This is a genomic window from Streptomyces sp. NPDC002884, assembly GCF_040295245.1.
GTDB lineage: Bacteria > Actinomycetota > Actinomycetes > Streptomycetales > Streptomycetaceae > Streptomyces.
Genome location: NZ_JBEOVB010000018.1, coordinates 83,963 through 110,239, shown reverse-complemented (window position 1 = coordinate 110,239; position 26,277 = coordinate 83,963). Strand labels below are relative to the sequence as shown.

Annotated in this window: 29 protein-coding genes and 1 pseudogene; 19 read left to right on the top strand and 11 right to left on the bottom strand. The window is 73.1% G+C overall.

Going from position 1 to position 26,277, the window contains the following annotated elements; all coding sequences use genetic code 11:
* Positions 1-86 precede the first annotated feature (86 nt).
* Positions 87-680, bottom strand: a complete 594-nt coding sequence (locus ABT070_RS29875) for a sigma-70 family RNA polymerase sigma factor (RefSeq protein ID WP_351765001.1) — start codon at positions 678-680, stop codon at positions 87-89.
* A gap of 139 nt (positions 681-819) precedes the next feature.
* Here ABT070_RS29875 and ABT070_RS29870 point away from each other — a divergent pair, with 139 nt between their 5' ends.
* Positions 820-1,785, top strand: coding sequence for a MerR family transcriptional regulator (locus tag ABT070_RS29870; protein WP_351764999.1), 966 nt, complete (start codon positions 820-822; stop codon positions 1,783-1,785).
* A 28-nt stretch (positions 1,786-1,813) separates the two neighbouring features.
* On the opposite strand, the gene ABT070_RS29865 is transcribed toward ABT070_RS29870, so the two are convergent.
* On the bottom strand, positions 1,814-2,509 hold the full coding sequence (locus ABT070_RS29865) for a type 1 glutamine amidotransferase domain-containing protein (RefSeq protein WP_351764997.1): 696 nt from the start codon (positions 2,507-2,509) through the stop codon (positions 1,814-1,816).
* Positions 2,510-2,639: 130 nt separating this feature from the next.
* On the opposite strand from ABT070_RS29865, the gene ABT070_RS29860 reads away from it, so the two are divergent.
* Positions 2,640-3,587, top strand: coding sequence for a LysR family transcriptional regulator (locus ABT070_RS29860; RefSeq protein ID WP_451099801.1), 948 nt, complete (start codon positions 2,640-2,642; stop codon positions 3,585-3,587).
* A 44-nt stretch (positions 3,588-3,631) separates the two neighbouring features.
* On the opposite strand, the gene ABT070_RS29855 is transcribed toward ABT070_RS29860, so the two are convergent.
* Both ABT070_RS29855 and ABT070_RS29850 read right to left on the bottom strand, forming a co-directional pair.
* The gene (locus ABT070_RS29855) at positions 3,632-5,005 is read right to left on the bottom strand and encodes a cryptochrome/photolyase family protein (RefSeq protein WP_351764994.1); all 1,374 of its coding nucleotides are present in this window, start codon (positions 5,003-5,005) and stop codon (positions 3,632-3,634) included.
* A 102-nt stretch (positions 5,006-5,107) separates the two neighbouring features.
* A complete protein-coding gene (locus ABT070_RS29850; RefSeq protein WP_351764992.1) occupies positions 5,108-6,625 on the bottom strand; it encodes an SDR family oxidoreductase in 1,518 nt (505 codons plus the stop codon).
* Between the two features lie 124 nt (positions 6,626-6,749).
* Between ABT070_RS29850 and ABT070_RS29845 the strand changes: the two genes are divergently transcribed.
* From ABT070_RS29845 to ABT070_RS29835, 3 genes are all read left to right on the top strand, one after another.
* Positions 6,750-7,256, top strand: a complete 507-nt coding sequence (locus ABT070_RS29845) for a MarR family winged helix-turn-helix transcriptional regulator (RefSeq protein ID WP_451099803.1) — start codon at positions 6,750-6,752, stop codon at positions 7,254-7,256.
* 201 nt (positions 7,257-7,457) lie between these two features.
* Positions 7,458-9,566, top strand: a complete 2,109-nt coding sequence (locus ABT070_RS29840) for an MMPL family transporter (protein ID WP_351764990.1) — start codon at positions 7,458-7,460, stop codon at positions 9,564-9,566.
* Between the two features lie 73 nt (positions 9,567-9,639).
* Positions 9,640-9,807, top strand: coding sequence for a DUF8839 family protein (locus ABT070_RS29835; RefSeq protein WP_199920247.1), 168 nt, complete (start codon positions 9,640-9,642; stop codon positions 9,805-9,807).
* Positions 9,808-9,876: 69 nt separating this feature from the next.
* On the opposite strand, the gene ABT070_RS29830 is transcribed toward ABT070_RS29835, so the two are convergent.
* On the bottom strand, positions 9,877-10,794 hold the full coding sequence (locus tag ABT070_RS29830) for a LysR family transcriptional regulator (RefSeq protein WP_351764987.1): 918 nt from the start codon (positions 10,792-10,794) through the stop codon (positions 9,877-9,879).
* A gap of 137 nt (positions 10,795-10,931) precedes the next feature.
* On the opposite strand from ABT070_RS29830, the gene ABT070_RS29825 reads away from it, so the two are divergent.
* The 7 genes and pseudogenes from ABT070_RS29825 (at position 10,932) to ABT070_RS29795 (ending at position 16,255) form a co-directional block, all read left to right on the top strand.
* Positions 10,932-11,015: a putative leader peptide gene (locus ABT070_RS29825; RefSeq protein ID WP_350760414.1), complete on the top strand. Its 84-nt coding sequence runs from the start codon at positions 10,932-10,934 to the stop codon at positions 11,013-11,015.
* Positions 11,016-11,160: 145 nt separating this feature from the next.
* Positions 11,161-11,343, top strand: a pseudogene (locus ABT070_RS29820) (dimethylsulfone monooxygenase SfnG); the annotation flags it as partial.
* A 73-nt stretch (positions 11,344-11,416) separates the two neighbouring features.
* Complete coding sequence (gene ssuE / locus ABT070_RS29815; RefSeq protein WP_351764985.1) at positions 11,417-11,971, top strand: NADPH-dependent FMN reductase; 555 nt, start codon at positions 11,417-11,419, stop codon at positions 11,969-11,971.
* 7 nt (positions 11,972-11,978) lie between these two features.
* Positions 11,979-13,163 (top strand): SfnB family sulfur acquisition oxidoreductase, encoded by a 1,185-nt coding sequence (locus ABT070_RS29810; RefSeq protein WP_351764983.1) that lies wholly within the window; start codon positions 11,979-11,981, stop codon positions 13,161-13,163.
* Positions 13,164-13,261: 98 nt separating this feature from the next.
* Positions 13,262-14,407, top strand: coding sequence for an LLM class flavin-dependent oxidoreductase (locus ABT070_RS29805; protein ID WP_351764981.1), 1,146 nt, complete (start codon positions 13,262-13,264; stop codon positions 14,405-14,407).
* A gap of 111 nt (positions 14,408-14,518) precedes the next feature.
* Positions 14,519-14,956, top strand: a complete 438-nt coding sequence (locus ABT070_RS29800) for a peptidoglycan-binding protein (protein ID WP_351764979.1) — start codon at positions 14,519-14,521, stop codon at positions 14,954-14,956.
* 33 nt (positions 14,957-14,989) lie between these two features.
* Positions 14,990-16,255, top strand: a complete 1,266-nt coding sequence (locus ABT070_RS29795; RefSeq protein WP_351764978.1) for a hypothetical protein — start codon at positions 14,990-14,992, stop codon at positions 16,253-16,255.
* A 70-nt stretch (positions 16,256-16,325) separates the two neighbouring features.
* Here ABT070_RS29795 and ABT070_RS29790 read toward each other — a convergent pair whose 3' ends face one another.
* The gene (locus ABT070_RS29790; RefSeq protein ID WP_351764976.1) at positions 16,326-17,354 is read right to left on the bottom strand and encodes an acyl-CoA dehydrogenase family protein; all 1,029 of its coding nucleotides are present in this window, start codon (positions 17,352-17,354) and stop codon (positions 16,326-16,328) included.
* Positions 17,355-17,451: 97 nt separating this feature from the next.
* Between ABT070_RS29790 and ABT070_RS29785 the strand changes: the two genes are divergently transcribed.
* The 4 genes from ABT070_RS29785 to ABT070_RS29770 all read left to right on the top strand — a co-directional run bounded on the left by ABT070_RS29785 (position 17,452) and on the right by ABT070_RS29770 (position 20,711).
* Positions 17,452-17,802, top strand: coding sequence for a YciI family protein (locus ABT070_RS29785; RefSeq protein WP_351764975.1), 351 nt, complete (start codon positions 17,452-17,454; stop codon positions 17,800-17,802).
* Between the two features lie 22 nt (positions 17,803-17,824).
* A complete protein-coding gene (locus tag ABT070_RS29780) occupies positions 17,825-18,019 on the top strand; it encodes a hypothetical protein (RefSeq protein ID WP_351764974.1) in 195 nt (64 codons plus the stop codon).
* Between the two features lie 202 nt (positions 18,020-18,221).
* On the top strand, positions 18,222-19,547 hold the full coding sequence (locus tag ABT070_RS29775; protein WP_351764973.1) for an aldehyde dehydrogenase family protein: 1,326 nt from the start codon (positions 18,222-18,224) through the stop codon (positions 19,545-19,547).
* 243 nt (positions 19,548-19,790) lie between these two features.
* Entirely contained in the window at positions 19,791-20,711 is a 921-nt protein-coding gene (locus ABT070_RS29770) for an aldo/keto reductase (RefSeq protein ID WP_351764971.1), read from the top strand.
* Between the two features lie 79 nt (positions 20,712-20,790).
* On the opposite strand, the gene ABT070_RS29765 is transcribed toward ABT070_RS29770, so the two are convergent.
* Positions 20,791-21,249, bottom strand: a complete 459-nt coding sequence (locus ABT070_RS29765; RefSeq protein ID WP_351764969.1) for a pyridoxamine 5'-phosphate oxidase family protein — start codon at positions 21,247-21,249, stop codon at positions 20,791-20,793.
* Between the two features lie 183 nt (positions 21,250-21,432).
* Between ABT070_RS29765 and ABT070_RS29760 the strand changes: the two genes are divergently transcribed.
* Together ABT070_RS29760 and ABT070_RS29755 are read left to right on the top strand one after the other, a co-directional pair.
* On the top strand, positions 21,433-21,828 hold the full coding sequence (locus ABT070_RS29760) for a VOC family protein (protein ID WP_351764968.1): 396 nt from the start codon (positions 21,433-21,435) through the stop codon (positions 21,826-21,828).
* Between the two features lie 27 nt (positions 21,829-21,855).
* The gene (locus ABT070_RS29755; protein ID WP_351764966.1) at positions 21,856-22,926 is read left to right on the top strand and encodes an adenosine deaminase; all 1,071 of its coding nucleotides are present in this window, start codon (positions 21,856-21,858) and stop codon (positions 22,924-22,926) included.
* On the opposite strand, the gene ABT070_RS29750 is transcribed toward ABT070_RS29755, so the two are convergent.
* Positions 22,908-23,423 carry a mycothiol transferase gene (locus ABT070_RS29750; RefSeq protein WP_351764964.1) on the bottom strand — a complete coding sequence of 172 codons (516 nt, stop codon included), beginning with the start codon at positions 23,421-23,423 and terminating at the stop codon, positions 22,908-22,910. The genes ABT070_RS29755 and ABT070_RS29750 overlap by 19 nt on opposite strands.
* 25 nt (positions 23,424-23,448) lie before the next feature.
* Entirely contained in the window at positions 23,449-24,333 is an 885-nt protein-coding gene (locus ABT070_RS29745) for a LysR family transcriptional regulator (RefSeq protein WP_351764962.1), read from the bottom strand.
* Between the two features lie 123 nt (positions 24,334-24,456).
* On the opposite strand from ABT070_RS29745, the gene mgrA reads away from it, so the two are divergent.
* Entirely contained in the window at positions 24,457-25,449 is a 993-nt protein-coding gene (mgrA, locus tag ABT070_RS29740; RefSeq protein WP_351764961.1) for an L-glyceraldehyde 3-phosphate reductase, read from the top strand.
* On the opposite strand, the gene ABT070_RS29735 is transcribed toward mgrA, so the two are convergent.
* Together ABT070_RS29735 and ABT070_RS29730 are read right to left on the bottom strand one after the other, a co-directional pair.
* Positions 25,439-25,726: a DUF1905 domain-containing protein gene (locus ABT070_RS29735; protein WP_351764960.1), complete on the bottom strand. Its 288-nt coding sequence runs from the start codon at positions 25,724-25,726 to the stop codon at positions 25,439-25,441. The two genes, mgrA and ABT070_RS29735, sit on opposite strands and share 11 nt — an antisense overlap.
* Before the next feature lie 72 nt (positions 25,727-25,798).
* Positions 25,799-26,200, bottom strand: coding sequence for a nuclear transport factor 2 family protein (locus tag ABT070_RS29730; protein ID WP_351765084.1), 402 nt, complete (start codon positions 26,198-26,200; stop codon positions 25,799-25,801).
* Positions 26,201-26,277: the final 77 nt, after the last annotated feature.

The following is a 26,277-nucleotide window of genomic DNA, read 5'->3' as shown; positions in this document are numbered from 1 at the left end:
GCCCGCGATTCCTCGGCCGACTCGAATGCAGCGTTTGTGCGTCGAAATCGGGTTCGCCCGGGGAACGCGCGTGCGGAAGGGGTGTCTCAGCCGTACGGCCCGGGCTCCAGGCGGCCGCGCAGCCGCAGCAGGCCGCGCCGGGCGTGGCTCTTGACCGTCCCCAGCGGCCAGCCCGTGCGCTCGGCGATCTGCGTCTGTGTCAGGTCCTCGTAGAAGGTCAGCCGCAGCACCTGCCGCTGGGGGGCCGGGAGCCGGGCGAGCTCGCCGCGCACCAGCACCCGGTCGAGGGCCTCCTCGGGACGACCGCGGCCGGGGTCGCGCAGGGTCAGCCAGGAGCCGGCCGAGACGACGAGTTCCTGGCGGCGGGTCCGGGCGGCCAGCGCGTCGGCGATCTTGCGCCGGGTGATGCCCACGATCCAGCCGCCGAGCGCGCCCCGCTCCGGCCGGTAGCCGGCGCGACCGCTCCACACCCCGAGGAACACCTGCTGGGTGACGTCCTCGGCCTCCCTGGTGTCGCCCAGGGAACGCCGGGCGAGCGTGTGCACCAGGGTGCGCCAGCGGTGGTACACGGCGGCCAGGGACTCCTCGTCCCCCGACGCCAGGCCCCGGGCGAGTTCCTCGTCGGCGAGCGACTCCTCGGTCGGGACGGGACGGGGTACGACGGTCGGCTGCGGGCTCATGACGACGGCTCCTCGCGTCGGGCGGCCTGCGCTCAGGCCGCTCCGGGACGTCCTCCGGGGCGGGCCCCGGTGAGCTCATCCTGCGAGCCGCGCACCAGGCGCCTCAACATGCGTCGTTTCTGCGTCGTATCGTCGCCCTATGAGCGCATTCCCGAGCCCCGACGACGCCGGCCTGACGACCGGGGCGCTGGCCCGCCGACTGGGCGTGGCACCCACCACCCTGCGTTCCTGGGACCGCAGGTACGGCATCGGGCCCGCCGTCCGCGATGACGGACGGCACCGGCGCTGGCGGCCGGGCGACGTGGCGGTACTGGAGACGATGTGCCGGCTCACCTCGTCCGGTGTGCCGCCGGCGGACGCGGCCCGGGCGGCGAAGGAGGGGGTGCTGCCGCCGTCCCCGGAGGCGGTGGGCGCGGTCGCCGAACGGCCCGCCGCGGCCGGGGCCCTCCCGTTCGGCGGTGACGTCCGCCAGGAGTGCCGGGGGCTGGCCCGCGCCGCCGTGCGGCTCGACGCGCCGGCCGTCGCGGAGCAGCTCACCACGGCCGTCGAACGACACGGACTCACCGTCGCCTGGCAGGAGGTGATGGTCCCGACGCTGCACGCCGTGGGGCGCAAGTGGGCCTCGTCCGGCGACCGGTACGTCGAGGTGGAGCACCTGCTCTCCTGGCACGTCTCCACCGCCCTGCGCAGCGCCACCCGCCCTGTCGTGTCGGGGGACGCGGCGGGCGGTCCCGGGCCGGTGGTGCTGGCCTGCGTGCCGGGCGAGCAGCACAGCCTGCCGCTGGAGGCGCTGAACGCGGGGCTCGGTCAACTCGACGTCCCCACCCGGATGTTCGGTGCGGCCGTGCCCGTCGAGGCGTTGACCGCGGCCGTGCAGCGGCTGGGCCCGGTCGCCGTGGTCCTGTGGGCCCAGGCCCGCTCCACCGCGAGCCTGCCCCTCGCCCGGCACGTCGCCGAGACCCGCTGGGGCGTCACCGGAGCCCGGCGGGCCCCGACCGTGGTGCTCGCAGGACCCGGCTGGGCCGGCCGCCCCACCCCGGGCCTGCCCCGCCCGACCGGCCTGGGCGACGCCCTGACGATCCTGGCCGGGGCCTACACGGCCTGACGAGCCCCGTCCGCCCGTCCCGCGCGCGTCAGCCGAGGTGCTTGAGCAGCTCCGCGGCGAGCGGGGCGGAGGAGGCGGGGTTCTGTCCGGTGACCAGGTTGCGGTCCACCACCACGTGCGGCGCCCACGGCTCGCCGACCAGGACCTCGACGCCCGCCTCGGTCAGCCGGTCCTGGAGCAGCCACTCGGCCCGCTCGCCCAGACCGGCCTGGAACTCCTCCGCGTTGGTGAACGCGGCGACCCGGTAGCCCGCGAAGGCGTTGGAGCCGTCCTCGGTCACCGCGGCGAGCAGCGCCGCGGGGCCGTGGCAGACGACGCCGAGGGGCCTGCCCGAGCGGAGGGCGTCGACCAGGATCCGGCCGGAGACCGCGTCGACCGCCAGGTCCTCCATCGGGCCGTGCCCGCCCGGGTAGAAGACGGCCGCGTACTCGTCGAGGTCCACGTCCTCCAGCCGTACCGGCCGACGCAGCTCCGTCATGGCGTCGAGCACGCCGGCGACCCGGTCGGCGCCCTCCTGACCGCCGTTGACCGCCGCGGCCAGGCTGCCCCGGTCCACGGTGGGGACGACCCCGCCGGGCGTGGCGACGACGACCTCGTGGCCGGCCGCCCGGAACGCCTCGTACGGGGCGGCGGCCTCCTCCGCCCAGAAGCCGGTGGGGTGCAGGGTGCCGTCGGCGAGCGTCCAGTGGTCGGCGCCGGTCAGCACGAAGAGGATCTTGGCCATGGGTGAACTCCGGGGGTGTCGGTGCCGGGTTTCGCGATCGCGGACCCGGCGCGTGTGGTGCCCTGCCGAACCTAGGCGGTCGAGGCATAGGGATCCAATGAGGATTCCAATGCCCGGCATAGGGCTTCCTATGGCTGAGGAAGGAATACTGGGCCCGGTGGAACACACCGACGGCCGACCCGCCGAGCATCTCGACCTGAACCTGCTGCGCACCTTCCTCGCCGTGTACCGCTCGGGCTCGTTCACCGGAGCCGCGCAGCTGCTGGGGCTGTCCCAGCCGACCGTGACGACGCAGATGCGCGCACTGGAGCGACAGGCCGGGCGTGAGCTGTTCGAGCGGCTCCCGCGAGGCGTCTCGCCGACCGCCGTCGCCGACGAGCTCGCGGCCCGCGTCTCCGCGCCGCTCGACGAACTGGCCACCGTGGCCGGGCCGGACCCGGCGGCCGGCCGGGCCGACCCGGTGCATCTCGCCGGGCCCGCCGAGATCCTGTGCACCCGCGCGCTCCCGGCGCTGGCGCCGCTGGTGGCCGGGGGAGTCCGGCTGCGCGTCGCCACCGGACTGACCGACCCGCTGCTCGAGGAGCTGCGGGCGGGACGGCACGACCTGGTCATCGCCACCACCCGGCCGCGCGGCCGCACGCTGACCTCGGTCCCGCTGACGGACGAGGAGTTCGTGCTGGTCGCCGCGCCGGCGTGGGCCGACCGGCTGCGCGGGCCGCTGGCCGCCGACGGTCCGGCGGCCCTGCACTCCGTCCCGCTGGTCACCTACGCCGAGGACCTCCCCATCGCGCGCCGCTACTGGCGGCACGTCTTCGGCCGGCGGCTGTCGGGTTCCGCCGCGGTGACCGTGCCGGACCTGCGCGGGGTGCTTGCCGCGGTCGTCGCGGGGGCGGGGATCACCGTGCTGCCCCGCTACCTCTGCCTGGGCGAACTGGCCTCCGGCGCCCTCGTCCCGCTCCACGAGCCGGCGGACCCGCCGATCAACACGGCGTTCCTCGTCCAGCGTCCCGGCGCGGTGGAGAACCCGGACGTGACCCGGGTCCGCGACCTGCTGCTGAGCGCGGCACCCCGCTGGTGAGGAGGGGCGAGGAGGGCGGGCGAAGGGCGAAGGGCGACGGACGCTCAGGAGCGCTCCCTGGCCCGCTTGAAGCGGGCGAGTCCCTCGGAGAGCTCGACGATCGGGTCCGGGTAGTCGAGCGCCGCCCGGTCCGGGCCCGGCAGCTTCCACGGCTCGTGCACCGCGGGCGCCGCCACCCCCTCGAGCTCCGGCAGCCAGCGCCGTACGTACGTCCCGTCGGGGTCGTACCGCTTCGCCTGGGTGACGGGGTTGAGGACCCGGTTGGGCCGTGAGTCGGTGCCGGTGCCCGCCATCCACTGCCAGTTGAGCTGGTTGTTGGCCACGTCCCCGTCGACCAGCAGATCCAGGAAGTGCCGGGCGCCGACGCGCCAGTCGACGTACAGCGTCTTGGTGAGGAAGCTCGCGGTGAGCAGCCGGCCCCGGTTGTGCATCCACCCCTCGTGGCGCAGCTGCCGCATCGCCGCGTCCACCACCGGATAGCCGGTACGGCCGTCCCGCCAGGCCTCGACGTCCTCGCCCGCCGTCCGCTCCGAACGCCAGCGGTCGTGCTTGGTGCGGTAGTCGGCGCTCGCCGCGGCGGGCCGGGCCGCCAGTACCTGACGGTGGAAGTCGCGCCAGGCCAGCTGCCGCACGAACGCCTCGGCTCCCGGCCCGCCCGCGCGGCGGGCCCGGTGCACCAGCTCCACCGGGGACAGGGTGCCGAAGTGCAGATGCGGCGAGAACCGGGAGGTCGCGTCGCCCGCCAGGTCGTCGTGCCGGTCCTCGTAGGCGCCGATGCCCGACCGCAGCCAGGCGGCGGCCCGCTCGCGGCCCTCCTCCTCGCCCCCCTCGGCCAGCCCCGGCGACAGCCCCGGCAGTCCCTTCCGGGAGGGCGGCTCCTCCGAACCGACCCCGTCCGGCACCCGCACGGTGCGCGGCGCGTCGAGCGGCTCGCGCAGCCGCCACTGCGACCAGTGCCGGAAGTACGGGGTGAAGACGGCGAAGTGGTCCGAGGAGGCCGGGGTCACCGCGCCGGGACCGACGGCGGTCGTCACCGCGTCGTGCACATGCAGCCGCACGCCCTCCGACTCCAGGGCGCGCCGCAGCCGTTCCTCGCGGCGCCGCGCGTGCGCGCTCCCGTCGGCGGCCAGATGGACCTCGTCCGCGTCCGCCTCGGCTGCCACCCGGCACACCTGCTCGACCAGGTCGCCCGAGCGCACGACGAGCCGGCCGCCCCGCTCGCGCAGCCCCGCGTCGAGATCGCGCAGACAGTCGGCGAGGAACGCCAGCCGGTTCGGCGCGGCGAACCCGGCGGCGTCCACGGCCCGGTCGCGCACGAACAGCGGGACCACCTGCCGCGCCCCGTCGAGGGCCGCGCGCAGCGGCGGGTGGTCGTGCAGACGCAGGTCCGCGGTGAACAGGACGACCGAGACGTTCATGGCAGGGCTCCGGGGCAGGGGTTCGGACGGTCAACTGCTTCCGGGAAGCGGGGTTCGGCGGATGCAGGGGGCGGCCGACGGGCGGGTCTCCGCACCCGGCGGTCAGCGGACCGGCTCCCGCGCCCGCGCCGCCGCGTCCGCCACCGCCGCCTGGGCGATGTTGCGGGCCATGCCGCCGAACACGAGGGCGTGGAAGGGGGAGACGCTCCACCAGTAGGCGTGGCCGAGCAGCCCGTGCGGATGGAACAGCGCGCGCTGACGGAAGCGGGTGCGGCCGCCGGTGTCCGTCTCCGCGTACATCTCCAGCCAGGCCAGGCCCGGCAGCCGCATCTCGGCCCGCAGCCGGAGCAGGTGTCCCGGCTCGATCTCCTCGACCCGCCAGAAGTCCAGCGAGTCGCCCACCCGCAACCTGGCGGCGTCCCGGCGGCCGCGGCGCAGCCCCACCCCGCCGACCAGCCGGTCGAGCCGGCCGCGGACGGCCCACGCGAGCGGGAAGGAGTACCAGCCGTTGTCGCCGCCGATGCCCTCGATCACCCGCCACAGCGACTCCCTGGGGGCGTCGACGGGCAGTTCGCGGCGGTCGGTGTAGAGGCTGCCGCCGGCCCAGCCGGGGTCGGTGGGCAGCGGGTCGCTGGGGGCGCCCGGGAAGGAAGCGGAGGACCACCGGGTGGCGACCCGCGCCTCCCGCACGCTGCGCAGGGCGAGCCGGACCGCCTCGTCGAAGCCGAGCGGATGGCCGGGCGGGTCCGGCACGTACCGGGCGATGTCCCGCTCGTGGCAGACCACCTCGTGCCGCAGCGACTCGGTGAGCGGCCGCGCGATCGAGGCCGGTACCGGGGTCACCAGGCCGACCCAGTGGCTGGACAGGCCGGGGGTGAGCATCGGCACGGACAGGATGAGCCGGCGGGGCAGTTCGGCGATGGCGGCGTAGCGGATCATCATCTCGCGGTACGTCAGGACGTCCGGGCCGCCGATGTCGAAGGCCCGGCTGACGTCGTCCGGCATCCCGGCGGAGCCGACGAGGGCGCGCAGCACGTCACGGACGGCCACGGGCTGGATCCGGGTGTGCACCCAGCTCGGAGTGACCATCACCGGCAGCCGCTCGGTCAGATAGCGCAGCATCTCGAAGGAGACCGAGCCCGAGCCGATCACCACCGCGGCCCGCAGCACGGTGGTGGGGACGCCCGAGTCCAGCAGGATCCGCCCCACCTCGGCGCGTGAGCGCAGATGCGGCGAGAGCTCCCGCTCGGGCACCCCGGCCGGTGTGAGGCCGCCGAGATAGACCACGCGGCGCACGCCCGCCGCCCGCGCCCGCTCGCCGAAGATCCGTGCCGCCCGCCGGTCGGTCTCCTCGAAGTCGTCGCCACTGCCCAGCGCGTGCACCAGGTAGTACGCGACGTCGACGCCCTCCAGGGCCGCGGCGACCGACGCGGCGTCCGTGACGTCCCCGCGCACCCGTTCGACGTCGCCGGCCCACGGGTGGTCGCGCAGCCGGTCGGGGGAGCGGGCCAGGCAGCGCACCCGGTGGCCCGCCGCCAGCAGCTCCGGGACGAGCCGGCCGCCGATGTATCCCGTGGCGCCGGTCACCAGGCACAGTGTGCCGCTGCCGTCTGCGGTCATGAGTCCTCGCTCCTTCGCGTCGGTGGCCCTCTCGCAGATCGCTTCCACGCGCGGGAGTGCCACGGATGCGTCCGGGGCTTGTGCGCACGAACGAGTGATCGCGGGCGGCGACTACGCTGGTCCCGTGGCCACAGCGAACGACCGTGAGGGGCGGGTGCCGGAACAGCCGTCCGAGGCGTCCGGGACGCCGACCGACCTGCACGCCTTCGCCGTTCGGCTGCGGCGGATGAACGGCGAGATCAACCGGCTGACGCACGGGTTCGCGGGCGACCAGGGACTGCACGCGACGGACGTCCAGGCGCTCGCCGCGATCCTGGACGCGGACGGGCCGATGACCCCGAAGCGGCTGCGCGAGCATCTCGGGCTCACCTCCGGCGCGGTCACCGCGTGTGTCGACCGGCTGGAGCGCGCGGGACACATCCGCCGGGTCCGGGAGAGCGCCGACCGCAGGGTGGTCCACCTGTACTACGCGGCAGACGCCCGGTCGGTGGCCCGCACCTACTTCCGGCCGCTGGCCGAGGCGACCTCGGCCGCGCGCTCGCGGTTCACCGAGGAGGAGCTGTCGGTGGTGCTGCGCTTCCTCACGGCGATGGGTGAGGAACTCTCCGGGATCACCGCTCCCGGGCGCTGAAAAAGCCGCGGGCCGCCGCATCCGGGGACCGGCCGAGGGCAGAAGGACTGGCAGCGTCTACGATCACTCGGCGGCAACTTACTCAATCATTGAGATTGTTTGTTGTTGAGATACCTGTGTCGTCGAGCTGTCTGTGCCGCTGCCCGAGCCCTTTCAGAGCCCTTTTGCATCCCTTCTGGGCCCTTTCCGAGCTGGAGAACGATGTCCACCACCCCCCGACGCGCCCGCTGGCTCGTCCCGGTCCTCCTCGTCGCCGTATGGCTCGGCGTCGGCGGTGTCCTCGGCCCCTACGCCGGACGGCTGGGCGAGGTCGCCACCAACGACCAGGCCGCCTTCCTGCCGCGCAGCGCCGAGTCCACCGAGGTCATCGCCGCGCAACGCGCCTTCCGGCAGAACGAGACGCTCCCGGCGATCGTCGTCTGGACCCAGGACGCCGAGGCCGCAACCGGCGGGACCGCCATCGAGGGCCGGCTGGACGCCGCCGGCCGGGCCCTCGCCTCCCTCGCCGACGACCGCAGCGTGTCCGGTGACGTGTCGCCCGCGCTGCTCTCCGAGGACGGGGAGGCCATAGAGGGCGTGGTGCCCCTGCGCCCCGACCTCGGGGACGACCTCGCCCCCGCTCTCGACCGGATCCGCGCCGCCGCCGAACGCGTCCCCGGCGCGACGGTCCGGCTGGCCGGCCCGGCCGCGACCCAGGCCGACCTGTCCGACGCCTTCGCCGGCATCGACGGGCTGCTGCTCGGCGTCGCGCTGGCCACCGTCCTCGTCATCCTGCTGCTCGTGTACCGCAGCGTGCTGCTCCCCCTGGTGATCATCCTCGGCGCGGTCTTCGCCCTCGGCCTCGCCTGCGCGGTCGTGTACGCGCTCGCCGACCACGACGTGGTGCGCGTCGACGGACAGGTCCAGGGCATCCTCTCCATCCTCGTGATCGGCGCCGCCACCGACTACGCCCTGCTGCTCACCGCCCGCTTCCGGGAGGAACTCGCCGCGCGCACCGACCGGTTCGCCGCCATCACGGCCGCGCTGCGCAAGTCCTGGGGCGCCGTCGTGGCCAGCGCCGCGACCGTCGCCCTGGGGCTGCTCGCCCTGCTGCTCAGCGACCTCACCAACAACCGCGCGCTCGGACCGGTCGGCGCCATCGGCATCGGCTGCGCCGTGCTCAGCACGCTGACCTTCCTGCCCGCCGTGCTGGTCCTCCTCGGCAAGGCCGCGTACTGGCCCGCCCGTACGACCGCGGGCGGCGCGGGCCAAGGCGTCTGGCGGCGCGTCGCCGACCTGGTCGACCGGGCGCCGCGCCGGGTCTGGGCGGTGACGCTCGCCGTCCTGCTGGCCGGGGCCGCCTTCGCCCCGACGCTCGCCTCGAAGGGCGTCCCCCTCGACGAGACCTTCGTCAACGACGCCCCCTCCGTCGCGGCGCAGGAGACCCTGGGCCGGCACTTCCCCGGCGGCTCCGGCAACCCCACCGTGGTGATCGCGGACGCCGGCCGGCTGGCGGAGGTCCTCACCGCGGCCCGGGGTACCGAGGGCGTCGCCTCGGCGGCCGGGGCCACCGCGTCCGGCCGGCCCGGGGGCGAACCCCTGGTGGTCGACGGGCGGGTCCGGGTCGACGTCACCCTCGCCGCCGACGGCGACGCGGCCCTGCGGACCGTGGCGCGCCTGCGCACCTCGCTGCACGCCGTGCCCGGCGCGGACGCCCTCGTCGGCGGCTACACGGCCCAGCGGTACGACACCCTGCGCACCGCCGAACGCGACCGCACCCTCATCGTCCCCGTCGTCCTCGCCATCATCTTCCTCATCCTGACGGCCCTGCTGCGCTCGTTGCTGCTGCCCGCGTTGCTGGTGGCAACGGTGGCGCTGAACTTCCTCGCCACCCTCGGCGTCTCCGGTCTGGTGTTCCGGCATGTGTTCGGCTTCAGCGGCACCGATCCGTCCGTGCCGCTGTACGGCTTCGTGTTCCTCGTGGCGCTGGGCGTCGACTACAACATCTTCCTCATGTCCCGGGTCCGCGAGGAGTCCCTGCGGCACGGGGTCCGGGAGGGTGTCCTGCGGGGTCTGGTCACCACCGGCGGCGTCATCACCTCGGCCGGCGTGGTGCTCGCCGCCACGTTCGCCGCGCTCGGGGTGATCCCGCTGGCCTTCCTCGCCCAGATCGCCTTCATCGTCGCCTTCGGTGTCCTGCTCGACACGCTCGTCGTGCGCTCGCTGCTGGTGCCCGCGCTGGTGCGGGACATCGGCGCCCCCGCCTGGTGGCCGGGACGGCTCGGCCACGGCCGCGGCAAGGCGGGTGACGAGGCGTCGGCACGGGACTGAACATGATCGCGCCGATCCGGGGCAACCGCTCCCCGGAGAGGTTGTCCGTTTCGCACGGGAGGTGTCTGCCGCTATGGGCGCGAAGGTGTTGGAGCGATTCCCCGCAGGATCCCCACGAGGATCGTGGCCCGCGGAGGAGTACGCGGCGCGGCGGCGGGCCGAGGGGGAGCCCGCGACCGTGGTGATGGACCTGAAGTCGGACGCCTTCCTCGTCGTGGTTCCGCTCGGCGACGAGGACTGAATCCCCCGCGGCCGGGCGGGCGGACGCGGCCCGGGCGCTGCGGGACGGTGGCCCCGGCAGGCCCCGTCCCTACGGCGCCTCGGGCGTCGCGCTCAGCGTCCGTGCCGTCCGTACGAAGACCTCGTGCAGGTCCCGCGCGGCCTGGGGCACGGATTCCGCCCGACGCCGTTGCAGCATCAGCAGCACCCGTGTCGTGTCGCCGCTGATCGGCCGGTGGGTGAGCGCCCCGAGCCGCTCCAGCGGATCGCCGATCACACTGAAGTCGGGCAGGACCGTCGCGCCCAGCCCCTCGGCCACCATGAGCTTGCCCATCTCCGCCCCGTCGGTGGAGTACGCGAAGGACAGGCCGCGCCCGTCGAGCAGCCGATGGACGTAGCGATGCATGACATAGCCCGACCGCATCCCGATCAGCGGTACGTCGAGCAGGTCGTCCACCGACACCGACGGGCCCGAGGCCAGCGGGCTGTCCGGCCGCACGCACACGACCGGCCGGCCGCGCAGCAACTCGGTCGACTCGAACTCGGCGGGCACGTCGTCGCCCTCCAGATGGTTGACCAGGCCCAGGTCGAACCCGCCCTCCAGCAGGATCCGGTGGATGTCGGTCTGCTGGGCGCCCACCACCTCGACCTGGGTGACGGGATGCGCCGCGCGGAACTCCCGCACCACCGGGATGAGCAGCGGCACGGTCGCCGCGTTCACCGTGCCGACCCGCACCATCCGGCTGATCCGGTGCTGCTCGCCCGCCGCCGAACGCAGCCGGTCCACCGCGTCCAGCACCCCGATGATGTGCGGCAGGAGCTCCCGGCCCGACGCGCTCATGGTGGCGCCGGACCGCTTGCGCTCCAGGAGATCCACTCCGAGCTCCCGCTCCAGGTTCCGCACGGTCTCGCTCAACGCGGGCTGGGACAGCCGTAGTTCCTCCGCGGCCCGACGCAACGAACCGAGCCGGGTGACCGCCGCGATGTATTCCAGCTGTTCTGTTCGCACGACGGAAGAATGCGGGCCCGTCGGACCCCTGTTCAAGGGTTTCCCTGTCACACCTTCGTGAAATTCAATGGTCCGCGATACGAGACCGGTCGGGTTTGCCTTGACTGCCGTCGCGGGCGGCTGCCACGATCGAGGACATGAAGATGCGACTGGACCTCACGCGGCGACGCCATGTCGACCTCGCGCGCGTCTCCAGTGCCTCCTGTTGCGCCGCGGCCTGATCAACTCCCCGCGATCCGCCGCGCTTTTCCTTCTCCCCGCCTGAATTCACCGCGCCCGTCCGCCTCGTGGCATCCGCAACCGCGTCGGCGCCGGTGCGCCCCGTGAATTCGACGTGCCCGAAGAAATCCGCACCAGGAGTTCCGTATGCCTGCCGCGTCCGTGAAATTCGCCTGCCGGGTCCCCCATGTCGGCGGGGGACGCGGCACGAGCAGGATCGAGCAGCGCGCCGGCCGGGGGTACGACCACCACCGGGAACTCGCCGTCCTCGCCGAGAACAACGGCTTTCGCCACGTCCTCGGCCAGGTCCCTCACCTGGCCGGCTACGGCTGGTACTCCTGACCGCTCCCACCGGAGCGCCCCGCCCTGCCGGGGTGCCCCGGGCTCCTTCGAAAGAGGACCCATGGCCACCGTCCTGTCCGTCTCCGGCAGCCCTTCCGCCTCCTCCCGCACCGGCCGTCTGCTGCGCCACCTCGACCAGCGGCTCGCCGCCCAGGGGCACGAGGTGATCCCGCTCGACGTCCGGACGATCCCGGCCGAGGCCCTGCTCGGCGCGGACTTCCGCCACCCGGCGATCGTCGAGGCCACCGAGCTGTTCGCACGCGCCGACGGTGTCGTGGTGGCCACCCCGGTCTACAAGGCGTCCTACTCCGGTGTCCTGAAGGCGCTCCTCGACCTGCTCCCGCAGTACGCGCTCACCGGCAAGACGGTGCTGCCGCTGGCCACCGGCGGTTCCACCGCCCACGTCCTCGCCATCGACTACGCCCTGCGTCCCGTGCTCAACTCCATGGGCGCGGCCCATATCGTCCAGGGCTGGTTCACCCTCGACAAGGACATCACCGCCCACGAGGACGGCTCCATCACGGTCGCCCCGACCGCCACCGAGGCGCTCACCCACGTCCTCGACCAGTTCTCGGTGGCGCTCGGGCGGACGCCCTACCTGGCCGCGGCGAGCTGAGCGCACGATGTCAGCCCACGTCATCGCCGACGACGCCGAGGCTCTCGCCGTCGCCGCCTCGCTGGCCGAGGAGTTCCGCGCCGGAGCCTCCGCGCGCGACACCGAACGGCGACTGCCCCGTGCCGAGTTGGACCGGCTGTCCGCTTCCGGGCTGCTCGCCGTCACCGTCCCCGCCGACCACGGCGGGGCCGATGTGAGCGCCGGGACCCTCGCGGAGATCTTCCGTCTGCTCGGCAGCGCCGACGCCAGCCTCGCCCAGATCCCGCAGAGCCACTTCGCCTACGTCAACGTGATCAGCCGTCAGGGCACAGCGGAGCAGCGGAAGTTCTTCTTCGCCGAGCTGCTCGCCGGCCGGCGCTTCGGCAACGCCCAGTCGGAGGCCGGCGGCAAGAACGTCCAGGACATCCGCACCCGCCTGGAGCCCCGGCCCGACGGCTCGTACGTCCTGACCGGCGTCAAGCACTACTCCACCGGGGCCCTCTTCGCCGACTGGATCCCGGTGCTGGCCCGCGCCGAGGACGACAGGCTGCACGTCGCCTATGTGCCGTCCGACGCGCCCGGCCTCACCGTCATCGACGACTGGGACGGGCTCGGCCAGCGGACGACGGCCAGCGGCACCGTCCGCCTCGAAGGCGTGCCGGTACCGGGTGACCGTGTACTGCCCCACCACCTGACCTTCGAGGGGCCGCAACTCCACGGTGCGGTAGCCCAGTTGCTGCACTCCGCGATCGACGCGGGGATCGCCGCGGGCGCGCTCGCCGAGGCGGCGGAGTTCGTGCGGACCAAGAGCCGGCCGTGGTTCGAGAGCGGCGTCGGGACGGCCGCCGAGGATCCGCTGCTGATCCAGCGGTTCGGTGAACTCGCGCTGGAGGTGAGGGCGTCGCAGGCCCTGCTGCGTGAGGCCGCCCGGTCGGTCGACGCGGCGCGCGCCGATCTGACCGACGACACGGCCGCCGAGGCGTCCCTCGCGGTGGCCGCCGCGAAGGTGCAGGCGGCACGGGCGGCGGTGGAGGTCTCCAGTGCCCTGTTCGAGGTGTCCGGGACCCGGTCCGCCCTCGACTCGCTCAATCTGCACCGGCATTGGCGCGACGCCCGCACCCACACCCTGCACGATCCGACCCGCTGGAAGATCCAGCACCTCGGACGGTTCGCGCTGAACGGCACCCGGCCGCCGCGCCACGGCCTGCTCTAGCGCGCGACGGACCGCCTCGGCCGGGCAGTGGCCGGACGGTCCGGCCGACCGGCAGCCCGGCAGACGCACTGACGGACATTCCTGATCGGAGACCCCACGTGTCCCTCACCTTCCACTGGTTCCTCCCCACCAACGGCGACAGCCGCCATGTCGTCGGCGGTGGCCACGGCACTCCCGCCACCGCCTCCGGAAGGGACCGGCCGCCGACGGTCGCCTACCTGAGCCAGATCGCCCGCGCCGCGGAGGACCTCGGCTTCGTGGGCGTGCTCACCCCCACCGGGGCCTGGTGCGAGGACGCCTGGCTGACCACGGCGATGGTCAGCCAGCACACCGAGCGGCTCAAGTTCCTGGTCGCGTTCCGGCCCGGCTTCGTCTCGCCGACGCTGGCCGCGCAGATGGCGTCCACGTTTCAGCGGCAGACCGGCGGACGGCTCCTGCTCAACGTCGTCACCGGCGGCGAGAGCCACGAGCAGCGGGCCTACGGCGACTTCCTGGACAAGGACGACCGCTATCGCCGTACCGGTGAATTCCTCCGGATCGTCCGGGAGTTGTGGGAGGGCAAGACCGTCGACCTGGAGGGCGAGCACCTGCGGGTCGAGGACGCGAAGCTGGCCCGCGTGCCGGATCCGGTGCCCGAGGTGTACTTCGGCGGGTCCTCGCCGATCGCCGGTGAGATCGCCGCGAAGTACGTCGACGTCTACCTCACCTGGGGCGAGCCGCCGGCCCAGGTCGCGGAGAAGATCGCCTGGATCCGAGGGCTCGCGGCGAAGCAGGGGCGGACGCTCCGCTTCGGCATCCGGCTCCATGTCATCACCCGGGACACCTCCGAGGAGGCCTGGGCGGAGGCGGACCGGCTGCTGGCCGGGTTCGACGCGGAGACCGTGCGGTCCGTCCAGGCCGGGCTGGCGCGCAGCGAGTCCGAGGGACAGCAGCGGATGCTCGCGCTGCACGGCGGCGGCAGCCGGGACGGCCTGGAGATCCATCCCAACCTGTGGGCCGGTATCGGTCTGGTCCGTGGCGGCGCGGGCACCGCGCTGGTGGGCAGCCATGCCGAGGTCGCCGCGCTGATCAAGGAGTACGCGGCCCTGGGGATCGAGGAGTTCGTGCTGTCGGGGTACCCGCATCTGGAGGAGGCGTACTGGTTCGGGGAGGGCGTGCTGCCCCGGCTGGCCGGGGAGGGGCTGTGGCGGCACCCGTTCCGGACCGAGGGCGCTCCCTCGGCGCAGGTGCCTTTCACGAGCTGAGGAACGCGTTCCGTCCGCACGACTGCCGGAATTCAATGAATATTCAACTGGCCGTCGTGCGGCCGTTTTTCCCGTGTCGAATTCTTCTCGATCCGTCACTAGCATGGACGTATGAACGCGACACCGGACTTCTATGTGGTAAGGGAGGGCGACTCGCTCTCCGAAATCGCGGCCATGTTCCATGTGACACTGGCCCAGGTCAGAAAGTGGAATCCACAGATCAAGAATCCGAATCTGATTCACCCGGGCCAGCGGGTCCGCGTGACGGAGCCGGACGTGGTGCCGGTCGACGATGAGCCCTTCCCGGGCAAGGACTTCTTCCAGCCGTCCGTGAGCAGCCCGATCATCGAGGTCATGGGCTGGCGCCTCATCGACGAGGGCTGCTCGGCCTATCCCGACGAGCCCGACCTCCAGTGGAGCGAGGCCGATCGGAGGTCCTACGCCAAGTGGCAGCAGAAACTCGGCTTCCACGGCAGCGACGCCGACGGCATTCCGGGGCGGAGTTCATGGGAGAAACTTCATGTACCCGCTCTCCACATGAGTGATTAGCCCGCCCGCGGCGCTGACGAAGGAAGGTCGGCAATGGGCATTTCCCTGGCGGCCGGGGACAGTACCCGGGGCAGTGCCCGACGCGTCGCCCTCGGACCGCGTACCCGGCCCCCGCGGTCGCGATGGCGGGCCCTGGCGAAAGCGCGACTCGCCTGTCTCGAGGTGCAGCTGAGCCGGGAAGAGACCAGGCAACCGTGCGACGACTGCCGCAGGGCCTACCTCGACGGGGTGAAGGGCCATCTCGACAAGGCCCGTTCCGCGGCCGACGAGGTGTTCGGATGGCGGCGGCCCTGGTCCGGCTCCATCGCCCGTGAAGGCGTCTGGTCGAATCTGCGCGGCGCCGACGTGCTGCTGCTCCGACTGGTGCCCGACGCGGAGGCCGTCGGCCGCGCGAGCGAGGTCATGGCGCTGGTCGAGCGGCATCTGGACAAGGGCGACCCACGGCGCGTCAGGCTCGCCCAACGGCTCCGGCACATCGTCTCCGGCGAGCTGACGCCGGGCGACCGCGAACTGCTGGCCCGGGCGCTCGACAGCGCGTACAGCAACCTGGACGCCGAACTGGCCCGGGTCCGGAGCCTGCGCAACATGCTCTGGACCGCGACGGTCCTCGTCCTGGTCGGTGTGGCGGGCCTCGCGCTCTACGGCTGGCTGGACCCCCGCTCGCTCAGCCTGTGCTTCGCGCCCAAGGCCAGTGCAGGCGACCCGAACCAGATGCATGTCGTGTGCCCCAGCGCGGAGTACCACGACAGAACGGCGAACACCGTCCCCAGCGACCTCGCCCGGCCGCAGGACATCCTCACGGTCGAGATCGCCGGGCTGGTCGGCGCGGCGCTCACCGTCATCGCCTCGCTGCGCCGCATCCGGGGCACCAGCGCCCCCTACATGCTCCCGCTGGCGTCGGCGGCGCTGAAGTTCCCGACCGGCGCCCTGTCGGCCTTCCTCGGGGTGTTGCTGATCAGGGGCGCCTTCGTGCCCGGGCTCAGCGACCTGGACAGCAGGGCGCAGGTTCTCGCCTGGGCCGCGGTCTTCGGCGCCGCCCAGCACCTGGTGACCCGCCTGGTCGACGACCGGGCGCAGCTGACGCTGTCGGAGGTGGGCGGACCGACCGGAGCGGTGGGTGACCGGGAGAAGGCCGCCGTCATGGAGGAGGACGAGTCCCGGCCGGCCGGGGCGGGCGGAGCACCGGCTGCCGTGCGGCGAGCCGGCGCCGGATCCCCGGGTGGCCCGGACGAGCACCCGGACGGCGGCCCGGCGGAGGCGACGACGGTGACGCGACCCGGAGGGGAAGCCGACCGGTGAACCGGATCGCGGGCGTGCTCCGTCAGCCCGTCAGCCCGTCCGTCGGTCCGTCGGTCCGTCGGTCCGTCGGTCAGCCGGTCAGCGCGTCGAGGTGAGCCGCGCGTGACTCCCGCGTCTGGGCCTGGACCATGAGGAACAGGGCCTCCCTGGCCAGGCGTTGGGCCCTGTTCGTCAGCAGCATGGAGCGGCCGCCGCCGGTCACCACCGCTGCCGTGGTCGCCGCCCGCAGCACCTCGGAGGCCTGTGTCCGCAGGGCCAGGCGGTCCGCCAGATGCTCCTGCGGCGCCGCATCGTCGGCCAGCGCGTAGGCCCGGCTGCGGACCTCCGTGAGACGGGCGCGCAGCGGACGCGCCGCGTCCTCGTCCAGCAGGGTCAGGGCCGCCTCCGTGAGCCCGAAGACGGCAGGGTTGGCGTTCACCGTCCTGAGCCGGTCCGCCGCCGACCAGCGCTCGTGCGGGGTGCGCAGCGCGACCGCCTCCTCCGGGAGCCACAGGCCGTCCAGTTCCAGGGAGACCGTGCGGGCCGCGGTGAGCGCGGCGAGGCGCATCGGGGCCGAGGCCCGCAGACCCGGCTGCTCCCGCGCCTCGGTGAAGGCGAACAGGACCTCGCCGGTGTCGGTGACTCCGGCGAGGAGCAGCAGATCGTTCAGGCCCCACCCCGTGTACCAGGGGACGGTCCCGTCGAAGCGCCAGCCGGCCCGCTCCCGGGTGACCCGGACGGGGACGCGCGGATACGCCCGCAGATGCGCGTACGCGACCCCCGACAGCAGCTCACCGGTCGCCAGCCGGCCCAGCAGGCGCTCGCGCACCGGGCCCTCGCTCCCGGCCAGCGTCAGTACCGGGGTGTGGTGCTGCGCCTGCACGAACCAGGTCGAGCAGCACGCCCCGGCCAGGATCTCCGCCGTCTCGCGCACCACCGCGCCGGGTGCCGCGGCCCCGCCGTACTCCGTCGGCGCGTTCAGCCCGAGCAGGCCCGAGCGCCGGATCCGCGCGAGGTGGCTCGCGGGAACCCCTTCCTGGTCCACCTGTTCGGCGTGCGGGGCGAGGAGATCGTCCGCGAGGCTGCGGGCGCGGGTGACGAGGGGGTGCGGTGCGGTCATGGGCGGGATTCTTCCGGTTCCGTCGCGCGGGGTGTCGATCCAGGGGCCCGCCGTTCGTGTAGGAGGTGACAGAACGGCACGAGACCTGGAGGACGTCATGCAGTACTACCTGCTCAGTGTGATCACGCCCAGCGGGGGCGAGCCGCCGTCGGCCGAGGGGATGGCGGAGATCGGCCGCAACCTGGAGACGTTCCACCGGGAGCTGCGCGAGGCCGGCGCCTGGGTGTTCGCGGGGGGCCTGCACGGACCGGAGACCGCCACCGTGCTGCGGCCGGGCGACGACGACGTCCTCGTCACCGACGGGCCGTACGCCGAGGGCGAGGAGTACCTCGGCGGGATCTGCCTGATCAAGGCGCCGGACCTCGACGCCGCCCTGCACTGGGGCCGGCGGGCGACCTGGGCCACCACCCTTCCCATCGAGGTGCGGCCCTTCATGGGCGAGGCCTGACGCCTCTCGACGGCGAGGCCGTGTGCCGCGCGACCACCACGTCCGGCACGCCGTCCGAGCCGACCTGCTGCGCCGCCCGGGCCGGGTCACCGAGGCCGCGGCGGCCTGCGTGGCGGCCCTCGCGCCGAGCGAGAGCCCTGCGGAACGGGCCTTCCTCGACCGGCGCGGACGCGCGCTCGCCGGAGGTGCCGGTGAGGTGCCGGTGAGGTGCCGGTGAGCCGCCGGTGAAGTGGTCCGCGTCCTCGGGAATGTATTTTGGTGCATGAAAGGTTGGCATATACATCGAGCTCGTCGTCCGCCCCTGGACCGAGCCGACCAGCTCGCCCCCAGACCGAGCCGACCAGCTCGCCCCCGGAGCGAGCCGACCGCTCGCACCGAGACCCCAGGGCCGTGAGGCCCGCGCACCCCAGTGAGGCACCGTGACCACCGCCGCCACTCCCGAGCAGCCCGCCGACGTCGTAGCCCGGCTGCGCGCCACGTTCCGCACCGGCCGCACCAAGCCCCTCGCCTGGCGCACGGAGCAACTGGGCCGCCTGCGCGAACTGCTCACGGAGCGGGGCGCCGACCTGGCCGAAGCCCTCCGTGCCGACCTGGGCAAGAGCTCCACCGAGGCGTACCGCACCGAGATCGACTTCACGGTCCGCGAGATCGACCACACCCTCGATCACCTGGACGCGTGGCTGCGCCCCGAGTCCGCTCCGGTCCCGGCCCACCTCGGCGCCGACGCCACCGCGTGGACGCAGTTCGACCCGCTCGGCGTCGTCCTCGCCATCGCGCCCTGGAACTACCCCGCCCAGCTTCTGCTCGCCCCGCTGGTCGGCGCCCTCGCCGCCGGCAACGCCGTGGTCGTCAAGCCCAGCGAGCTCGCGCCCGCCACCTCCGCCGCGCTGGCCCGGCTGCTGCCGGCGTATCTCGACACCGACGCGGTCGCCGTCGTGGAGGGCGGGATCCCGGAGACCACCGCTCTGCTGGCCGAGCGCTTCGACCACATCTTCTACACCGGCAACGGCACCGTCGGACGCGTCGTGCTGCGCGCCGCCGCCGAGCACCTCACCCCCGTCACCCTCGAACTCGGCGGCAAGTCCCCGGCGTTCGTCGACCGGGACGCCGATCTCTCCGTCGTCGCCGACCGGTTGGCCCGCGGCAAGTTCCTCAACGCCGGCCAGACCTGCGTCGCCCCGGACTACGTCCTCACCGACCCGGAGACGGCCGCCGCCCTCGAACCCCTGCTGACCCGCGCGGTCGAGACGCTCTACGGCGCCGACCCGCAGGCCTCGGGCGCCTACGGCCGCATCGTCAACGAACGTCACTTCGACCGGCTCACCGCTCTGCTCGACTCCGGCCGGATCGTGGTCGGCGGCGGCAACGACCGTACGGACAAGTACCTCGCGCCCACCGTCCTCGCCGACGTCGACCCCGGGTCGCCCGTCATGCGGGAGGAGATCTTCGGCCCGATCCTGCCGATCGTCACCGTCGACGGACTGGACGAGGCGATCGCCTTCATCAACGACCGCGACAAGCCCCTCGCCCTGTACGTCTTCACCGAGTCCGGCGACACCCGCGGCCGCATCGCCGCCGAGACGTCTTCCGGCGGCCTCGGCTACGGCCTGCCGCTGGCCCATCTCACCGTCTCCGACCTGCCGTTCGGCGGGGTGGGCGAGAGCGGCATGGGCAACTACCACGGCCGCTGGTCGATCGAGACGTTCAGCCACCGCAAGGCGGTGCTGGAGAAGCCGCTGCACTGAGCGGCGAGGCACGGGTCGCCCGTCAGGGAGCGACGGCGCGCCAGGTCCGCCGCGCGGCCCGAACGCCGGGAGTCCACCGTGCGCACCGTGTCCTGGGCCCTCCGTCGGCACGGCCCGGCACCGGAGCCGTGACGTCCAGGAGGCGGTGTGCAAGTGCGAGGAGAACGTGGCCTGTTGAGGGCCCGCGTCGCCGGCTCCGGGCCGGCTCCGGCCGGTGGCCGCGGTGCGTGCGAGACTGCCCGGATGACCTCCGGAACGATCGCCGCGGATGCCGCGGGCACCTGGGACATCGGCGGCCTGCCGGTCGGCCGCATCGGCTTCGGCGCGATGCGGCTGACCGGCAGTGCGGCCTTCCACCTCGGCACGCCGAGCGACCGCGGCCGGTCCATCGCCGTCCTGCGCCGAGCGATCGACCTCGGCGTCAACCACATCGACACCGCCGCCTTCTACTTCTCCGCCCTCCGCTCCGCCAACGAGCTCATCAACAGCGCGCTCTCCCCCTACCCGGACGACCTGCTCATCGCCACCAAGGTCGGCCCCTTCCGCGACTCCGCGGGGGAGTGGGGCACCTCGGCCCGCCCCGAGGACCTGCGCGGCCATGTCGAGGAGAACCTGCGCCAGCTCGGCCGTGACCACCTCGACCTGGTGTACCTGCGCCGGATGCGCCAGGAGTCGATCACCGAGCACTTCGGCGCCCTCGCCGAGCTGCGCGAAGCCGGACTGATCCGCCACCTCGGCATCTCCGGCGTCGAACCCCGCCATCTCGCCGAGGCGCAGGCCGTCGCCCCCGTGGTCAGCGTGCAGAACCGCTACGGCCTCGGGCACCACGCCCCCGCGACCGAGGAACTCCTGCGCGTCTGCGGCGAACAGGGCATCGCCTTCGTGCCGTTCTTCGCCATCGCCGGCGACGGCGGAGCCCAGGGCGCCACGACCGCCCATGACGAGGCGGTGCTCGCCGTCGCCCACGCCCACGGCACGTCACCCGCCGCCGTCCGCCTCGCCTGGACCCTCGCCCTGGGGCCGCAGGTGCTGGCCATCCCGGGCACCGGAGACCCCGGCCACCTCGCGGAGAACGTGGCGGCGGGCGCCCTGCGCCTCACGGCCGAGGAACTGAACCGCCTGAACGCCGCGCACCACGGCGCCGGCGCGACACCGGAGAACTGATCCCGCGAGGCACCTGCCGGGTCCGGCGCCTGCCGGGCCCGACGCCTGCTGTGTCCGGCGTCGACGGGTCCGGCGGCGTCTACACGACCCACACCCCGTCCCGCATCAGATGCCGCCGAGGCAGCTCGTGCGCCTCGCGCCACGACTGGACCGCCACCGGCCGCACCCGGAAATAGGCGTACGACGCGCTGTCCCGGCCCGGATCCCAGCCCGTCTTCGCCAGGAACGCCGAGGCGGCCCCCTCCGGTACCTCCTCCCGCGTGTACGTCTCGACCTCGCCGTCGACGAGGACCACGTCCCGGGTGTCCCCGAAGGCCAGGCGGGCCCGGCCGCCCTCCCGGAGGTTGCGGCCGGTGGGGTTGGTGAGGCGGGTGGACAGCCACAGATGCTCGCCGTCCCAGACGAACCACAGCGCGACGAGACAGGGCAGCCCCTCCCGGTCCGCCGTGGCGACCCAGATGTCGACTTCGCGTTCCAGCCGGTCCAGCAGTTCCCGCTTGCGCTGCCCGGCGGTACGGGGCGGCTCCGTGATCTTCATGGCCGGCACGGTAGCGAGGGCGAGGACCCCTCCGCCTCGGACCACGGTCCCGACCGCGCCTCGGGCGAGCGACCTAGGTCACCGCCGCCGCGGAGGCGACTGGCGTGCGGAGGGTTTTACGTATAACCTCTCCCGTCAATCGCACCTCCCGACCACCTCCCGCACGCTCCCCGAAAGGCCACGATGAGTCGCATCGCCCTGGTCACGCTTGTCGTCGACGACTACGACGAGGCGATCCGCTTCTACACCGAGGCGCTCGGATTCCGGCTCGTCGAGGACGAACCCCGTCCCGACGGCGCCCGCTGGGTCGTCGTGCGGCCCGGGGACCGCCAGGACGGCGTCGGGCTGCTGCTCGCCCGGGCCAAGGGCGACGCCCAGCGCGCCCGGATCGGCGACCAGACCGGCGGCCGCGTCGGGTTCTTCCTGCACACCGAGGACTTCGCCGGCGACCACGCCCGCATGCTCGCCGCCGGCGTGACCTTCCTGGAGGAGCCCCGGCACGAGGCCTATGGCTCCGTCGCCGTCTTCCGGGATGTGTACGGAAACCGCTGGGATCTGCTCCAGCCCGCCACCACCTGAGAACCACCTGCCGAGGAACACAGACTCATGACCGCGTCCCACATCGACACCGACACCCTCCGCCGCCTCCCCAAGGCCGTCCTGCACGACCACCTCGACGGCGGCCTGCGCCCCGCCACCGTCGTCGAACTGGCGGACGCGATCGGCCACACGCTGCCCACCACCGACCCCGACGAGCTCGCCGCCTGGTACTTCGAGGCCGCCAACTCGGGTGACCTGGTGCGGTACATAGCCACCTTCGAGCACACCCTCGCCGTCATGCAGACCCGCGAGGGCCTGCTGCGCACCGCGGAGGAGTACGTGCTCGACCTGGCGGCCGACGGAGTCGTCTACGGCGAGGTCCGCTACGCCCCCGAGCTGAACGTCAACGGCGGGCTGAGCCTCGCCGAGGTCGTGGAGACCGTCCAGGAGGGCCTCGCGGCCGGCATGGCGAAGGCGTCGGCAGCGGGTACCCCCGTCCGCGTCGGCACGCTGCTCTGCGGCATGCGGATGTTCGACCGCGTGCGCGAGGCCGCCGACCTCGCGGTCGCCTTCCGGGACGCGGGCGTCGTCGGCTTCGACATCGCCGGCGCCGAGGACGGCTTCCCGCCCGCCGACCACCTCGCCGCCTTCGAGCACCTGCGCCGCGAGAGCGTCCCCTTCACCATCCACGCGGGCGAGGCCCACGGCCTGCCCAGCATCCACCAGGCCCTTCAGGTCTGCGGCGCCCAGCGCATCGGCCACGGTGTCCGCATCACCGACGACATCGTGGACGGCAAGCTCGGGCGGCTCGCGGGCTGGGTCCGCGACCGCCGGGTGGCCCTGGAGATGTGCCCGACCTCCAACCTCCAGACCGGCGCGGCCACCTCGATCGCCGAGCACCCGATCACCGCGCTGAAGGACCTCGGCTTCCGCGTCACCCTGAACACCGACAACCGTCTGGTCTCCGGCACGACGATGACCCGCGAGATGTCGCTGCTCGTCCAGGAGGCGGGCTGGACCCTCGAGGACCTGCGCACCGTCACGGTGAACGCCCTCAAGAGCGCGTTCCTGCCGTTCGACGAGCGCAAGGCCCTCATCGAGGACGTCGTCCTCCCGGGTTACGCCGCCGCGCTCTGAAGCAGTCCGCGGACGTAGGCGGCCTGTCCGACGTGCTGGAGATCGTCGGACAGGACGCTGACCAGCCGTACGCCCAGGGTGACGGCCGGGTCCCAGCGCTCGTCCACGACGCGCCCCAGGTCCGCCGCCGTCAGCGCGCGCAGCGCCTCCAGGCTCTGCGCGTGCACGGCGTCGTGGTAGCCGGTCAGCAGGCCGCCGTCGGAGACCCGTACCTTCGCGACCTTCGCGTCGGTGTGCCCGTAGCCGGTGTCCTGGCGCGGCAGATCGAGGCCGAACCGTTTCTCCCAGTCCTGGGCCAGCCACACCTGGTCGAGTCCGAAGGCGTCGGCGAGATGGTCGTCCTGGACGCGGGTGAGATGCCAGACGAGCCAGGCGATCGAGTTGGCCCCGTCGCCGGGCCGGGCGTTCAGGTCGTCGGGGTCCAGGCCCTCGACGGCGGCGTGGACCTCTTCCCGGATGCGCTGGTAACCGTCGATGAGGATGTCCTTGGCATGCATACGTCCACCATCGCGCACCCCGCGCTCACCCGCTCCCCGTTTCCAGCAGCGCCATCAGCGCCCGGGCCGCCGGACTGGTCGACCGTGCGGGCGGCAGCAGCGCGACCGTCTCGTACACCGCCTCGCCCGTGCCCTTGAGGGGCAGCGCGGTGAGCGCCTCCCGCTTGTGCCGGAAGTGGCGCGGTACGACGGCGACGCCGAGGTTCTCGTCCACCAGGTCCAGGAGACTGTGCACGTCGTTGACCTCCAGGGCGACCGTGCGGCGCACGCCCACCTCGGCGAACGCCGCGTCGGTGGCGCGGCGCGGCCCCCAGTCCGGATGGAAGTCGACGAACACCTCGCCCGCGACGTCCTGCGGCGTCAGCGCCGCCGACACCCCGGCGAGACGGTGGTCGGGATGGCACAGCACGTACATCGGCTCGGTGGCCAGCGGCGCGCAGCGGAGCTGGTCGGTGTCCGGCTGGGTCCGGTAGGCGAAGGCCAGGTCGAGCCGGCCGGCCGCCACCTCCTCGCCGAGCGCGCCCGAACCGGTCTGCCGCAGTCTGATCTCCACATCCGGGTGACGCCGGCGGAACGCCGCCAGCAGCCCGGCCACGTCCACTCCGGCGATGCACTGCTCGGTGCCCACGGAGAGGGTTCCGCGCACCACTCCCTGCACGGCCGCCACCGCCTCGTGGGCCGCCCGCACCTGCGCCAGGATCCGCTCGGCCTCGGCCAGCAGCGCCCGGCCCGCCTCCGTGAGCGTCACCCGCCGGGTGGTCCGGACGAACAGCGGAGCGCGCAGCTCCCGCTCCAGGGCCCGGATCGACGCCGAAAGGCCCGACTGGGAGACCATCAGGCGTTCGGCGGCCCGGGTGAAGTGCTGGTCCTCGGCGACCGCGACGAAGTGCTGGAGGTGGCGCAGTTCCATGATTGAGAAGCGTAGCCGCTCAATTCCATCGGATTCTTCTGTTGGACCACTACCCGCAGGTCGACCAGAGTGGGTGAAGGTTCCCGAAACCGTTCTTCCGTGCCAACCCTTCCTGGAGTCGCGTTGTACACCGCACACACCGACCGCTACGCCGACATGCCCTACCGGCGCACCGGACGCAGCGGCCTGAAGCTTCCCGCGCTGTCGCTCGGACTGTGGCACAACTTCGGCCCGGACCGTCCGGTGGAGACGCAGCGGGCGATCCTGCGCCGCGCCTTCGACCTCGGCATCACCCACTTCGACCTGGCCAACAACTACGGGCCGCCGCCCGGCGCCGCCGAGTCCGCCCTGGGCGAGGCGCTGAAGGCGGACTTCGCGCCCTACCGCGACGAGCTGGTCATCTCCACCAAGGCCGGCTACCTGATGTGGCCGGGCCCGTACGGCGAATGGGGCTCGCGCAAGTACCTGCTGTCCTCGCTCGACCAGAGCCTGACCCGGATGGGCCTGGACTACGTCGACATCTTCTACTCGCACCGCCCCGACCCGGAGACTCCCCTGGAGGAGACGATGGGCGCCCTGCACACCGCGGTCCAGCAGGGCAAGGCGCTCTACGTCGGTGTCTCCAACTACTCGGCGGAGCAGACCCGCGAGGCCGCCCGCATCCTCGGTGAGCTGGGCACTCCGCTGCTCATCCACCAGCCGCGCTACTCGATGCTCGACCGCCGCCCCGAGAGCGAGGGCCTGCTCGACGCCCTGGACGAGCTCCAGGTCGGTTCGATCGTGTTCTCGCCGCTGGAGCAGGGCCTGCTGACCGGCCGCTACCTGGACGGCATCCCGGAGGGCTCACGGGCGGCGAGCGACAGCCCGTTCCTGAACTCCGACGCGGTCACCGAGGAGCTCACCGGCAAGCTGCGCGCCCTCGACGACATCGCGAAGTCGCGCGGCCAGTCCCTCGCCCAGCTGGCACTGGCCTGGGTGCTGCGCGGCGGCCGGGTGACCTCCGCGCTGGTCGGCGCGAGCAGCGCCCGGCAGATCGAGGACAGCGTCGGCGCCCTCGCCAACCTGGACTTCGACGCCGAGGAGCTGACCCGGATCGACGCGGTGATCAACGGCTGAGCCGTTCGGTCGGGCGTACGGTCACGGTGTTGCCCTCCTGCTTTCCGATCGCCTTGCGCACCTCGGCATCGACGGAAAGTTTGTGGGTGCCGTCCCCGAGGGCCATGAGCGAACTCCGGAAAGGATGTCCGTCGACCGTTCCGCGGATCTTGACCAGTCCGCGGGTGCCGAAGAATTCGACGGACTCCGGCCGGGCGACATAGGACCAGCCGCCTTTCACCGGGCTCTTGCGGAGGACGGCCGTGAATTCGGCGTTCACGGTTCCGTTTGTACTCATGACGTCCTCCGCTCGCGGTGATCTCCTGTCGGGCAGACCGCCGCGGGCGGGGGAATTCACCGGTGGCCGGCCTCAGGTTCCGGCGGGCACCCGGTCGAGGAATCCGAGGACGGAGGTGATCCGGTCGTCGGCGTCCAGAGTGATCACGTCGGATCCGGCCACCGGCGCCGAGCCTCCCCCGGAGGGGGTACCCCCGGTTTCGCTCACCAGCTCCCAGGAGAAGCGGGCCGTGTCGTGGTGGCCGTCCACACCGCCGGTGAGGCGGAAGGCGAAGCCCGGGAACTGCGCGTGTGCCGCCGCGACCAAGGCCGCGATCCCCTCATGGCCCCGGACGTCGGCCAGGGGGTCGGTATAGCCTCCGTCCACGGCCCATGCGGCGGTAACAGCTTTGGCCAAAGCCTCGGGGTCCCGTGCATTCCAGGCCTCGAAGTAGCGGGCGACGGCATTCTCGTAACGATCGGTGTGCGCGGACATCGTGAATCGTCCTCCCATGAGGTCATCGATACTGGTCAGGTCCCGGATCTCGGTTATCGCCGATCCGGTGTGACCAC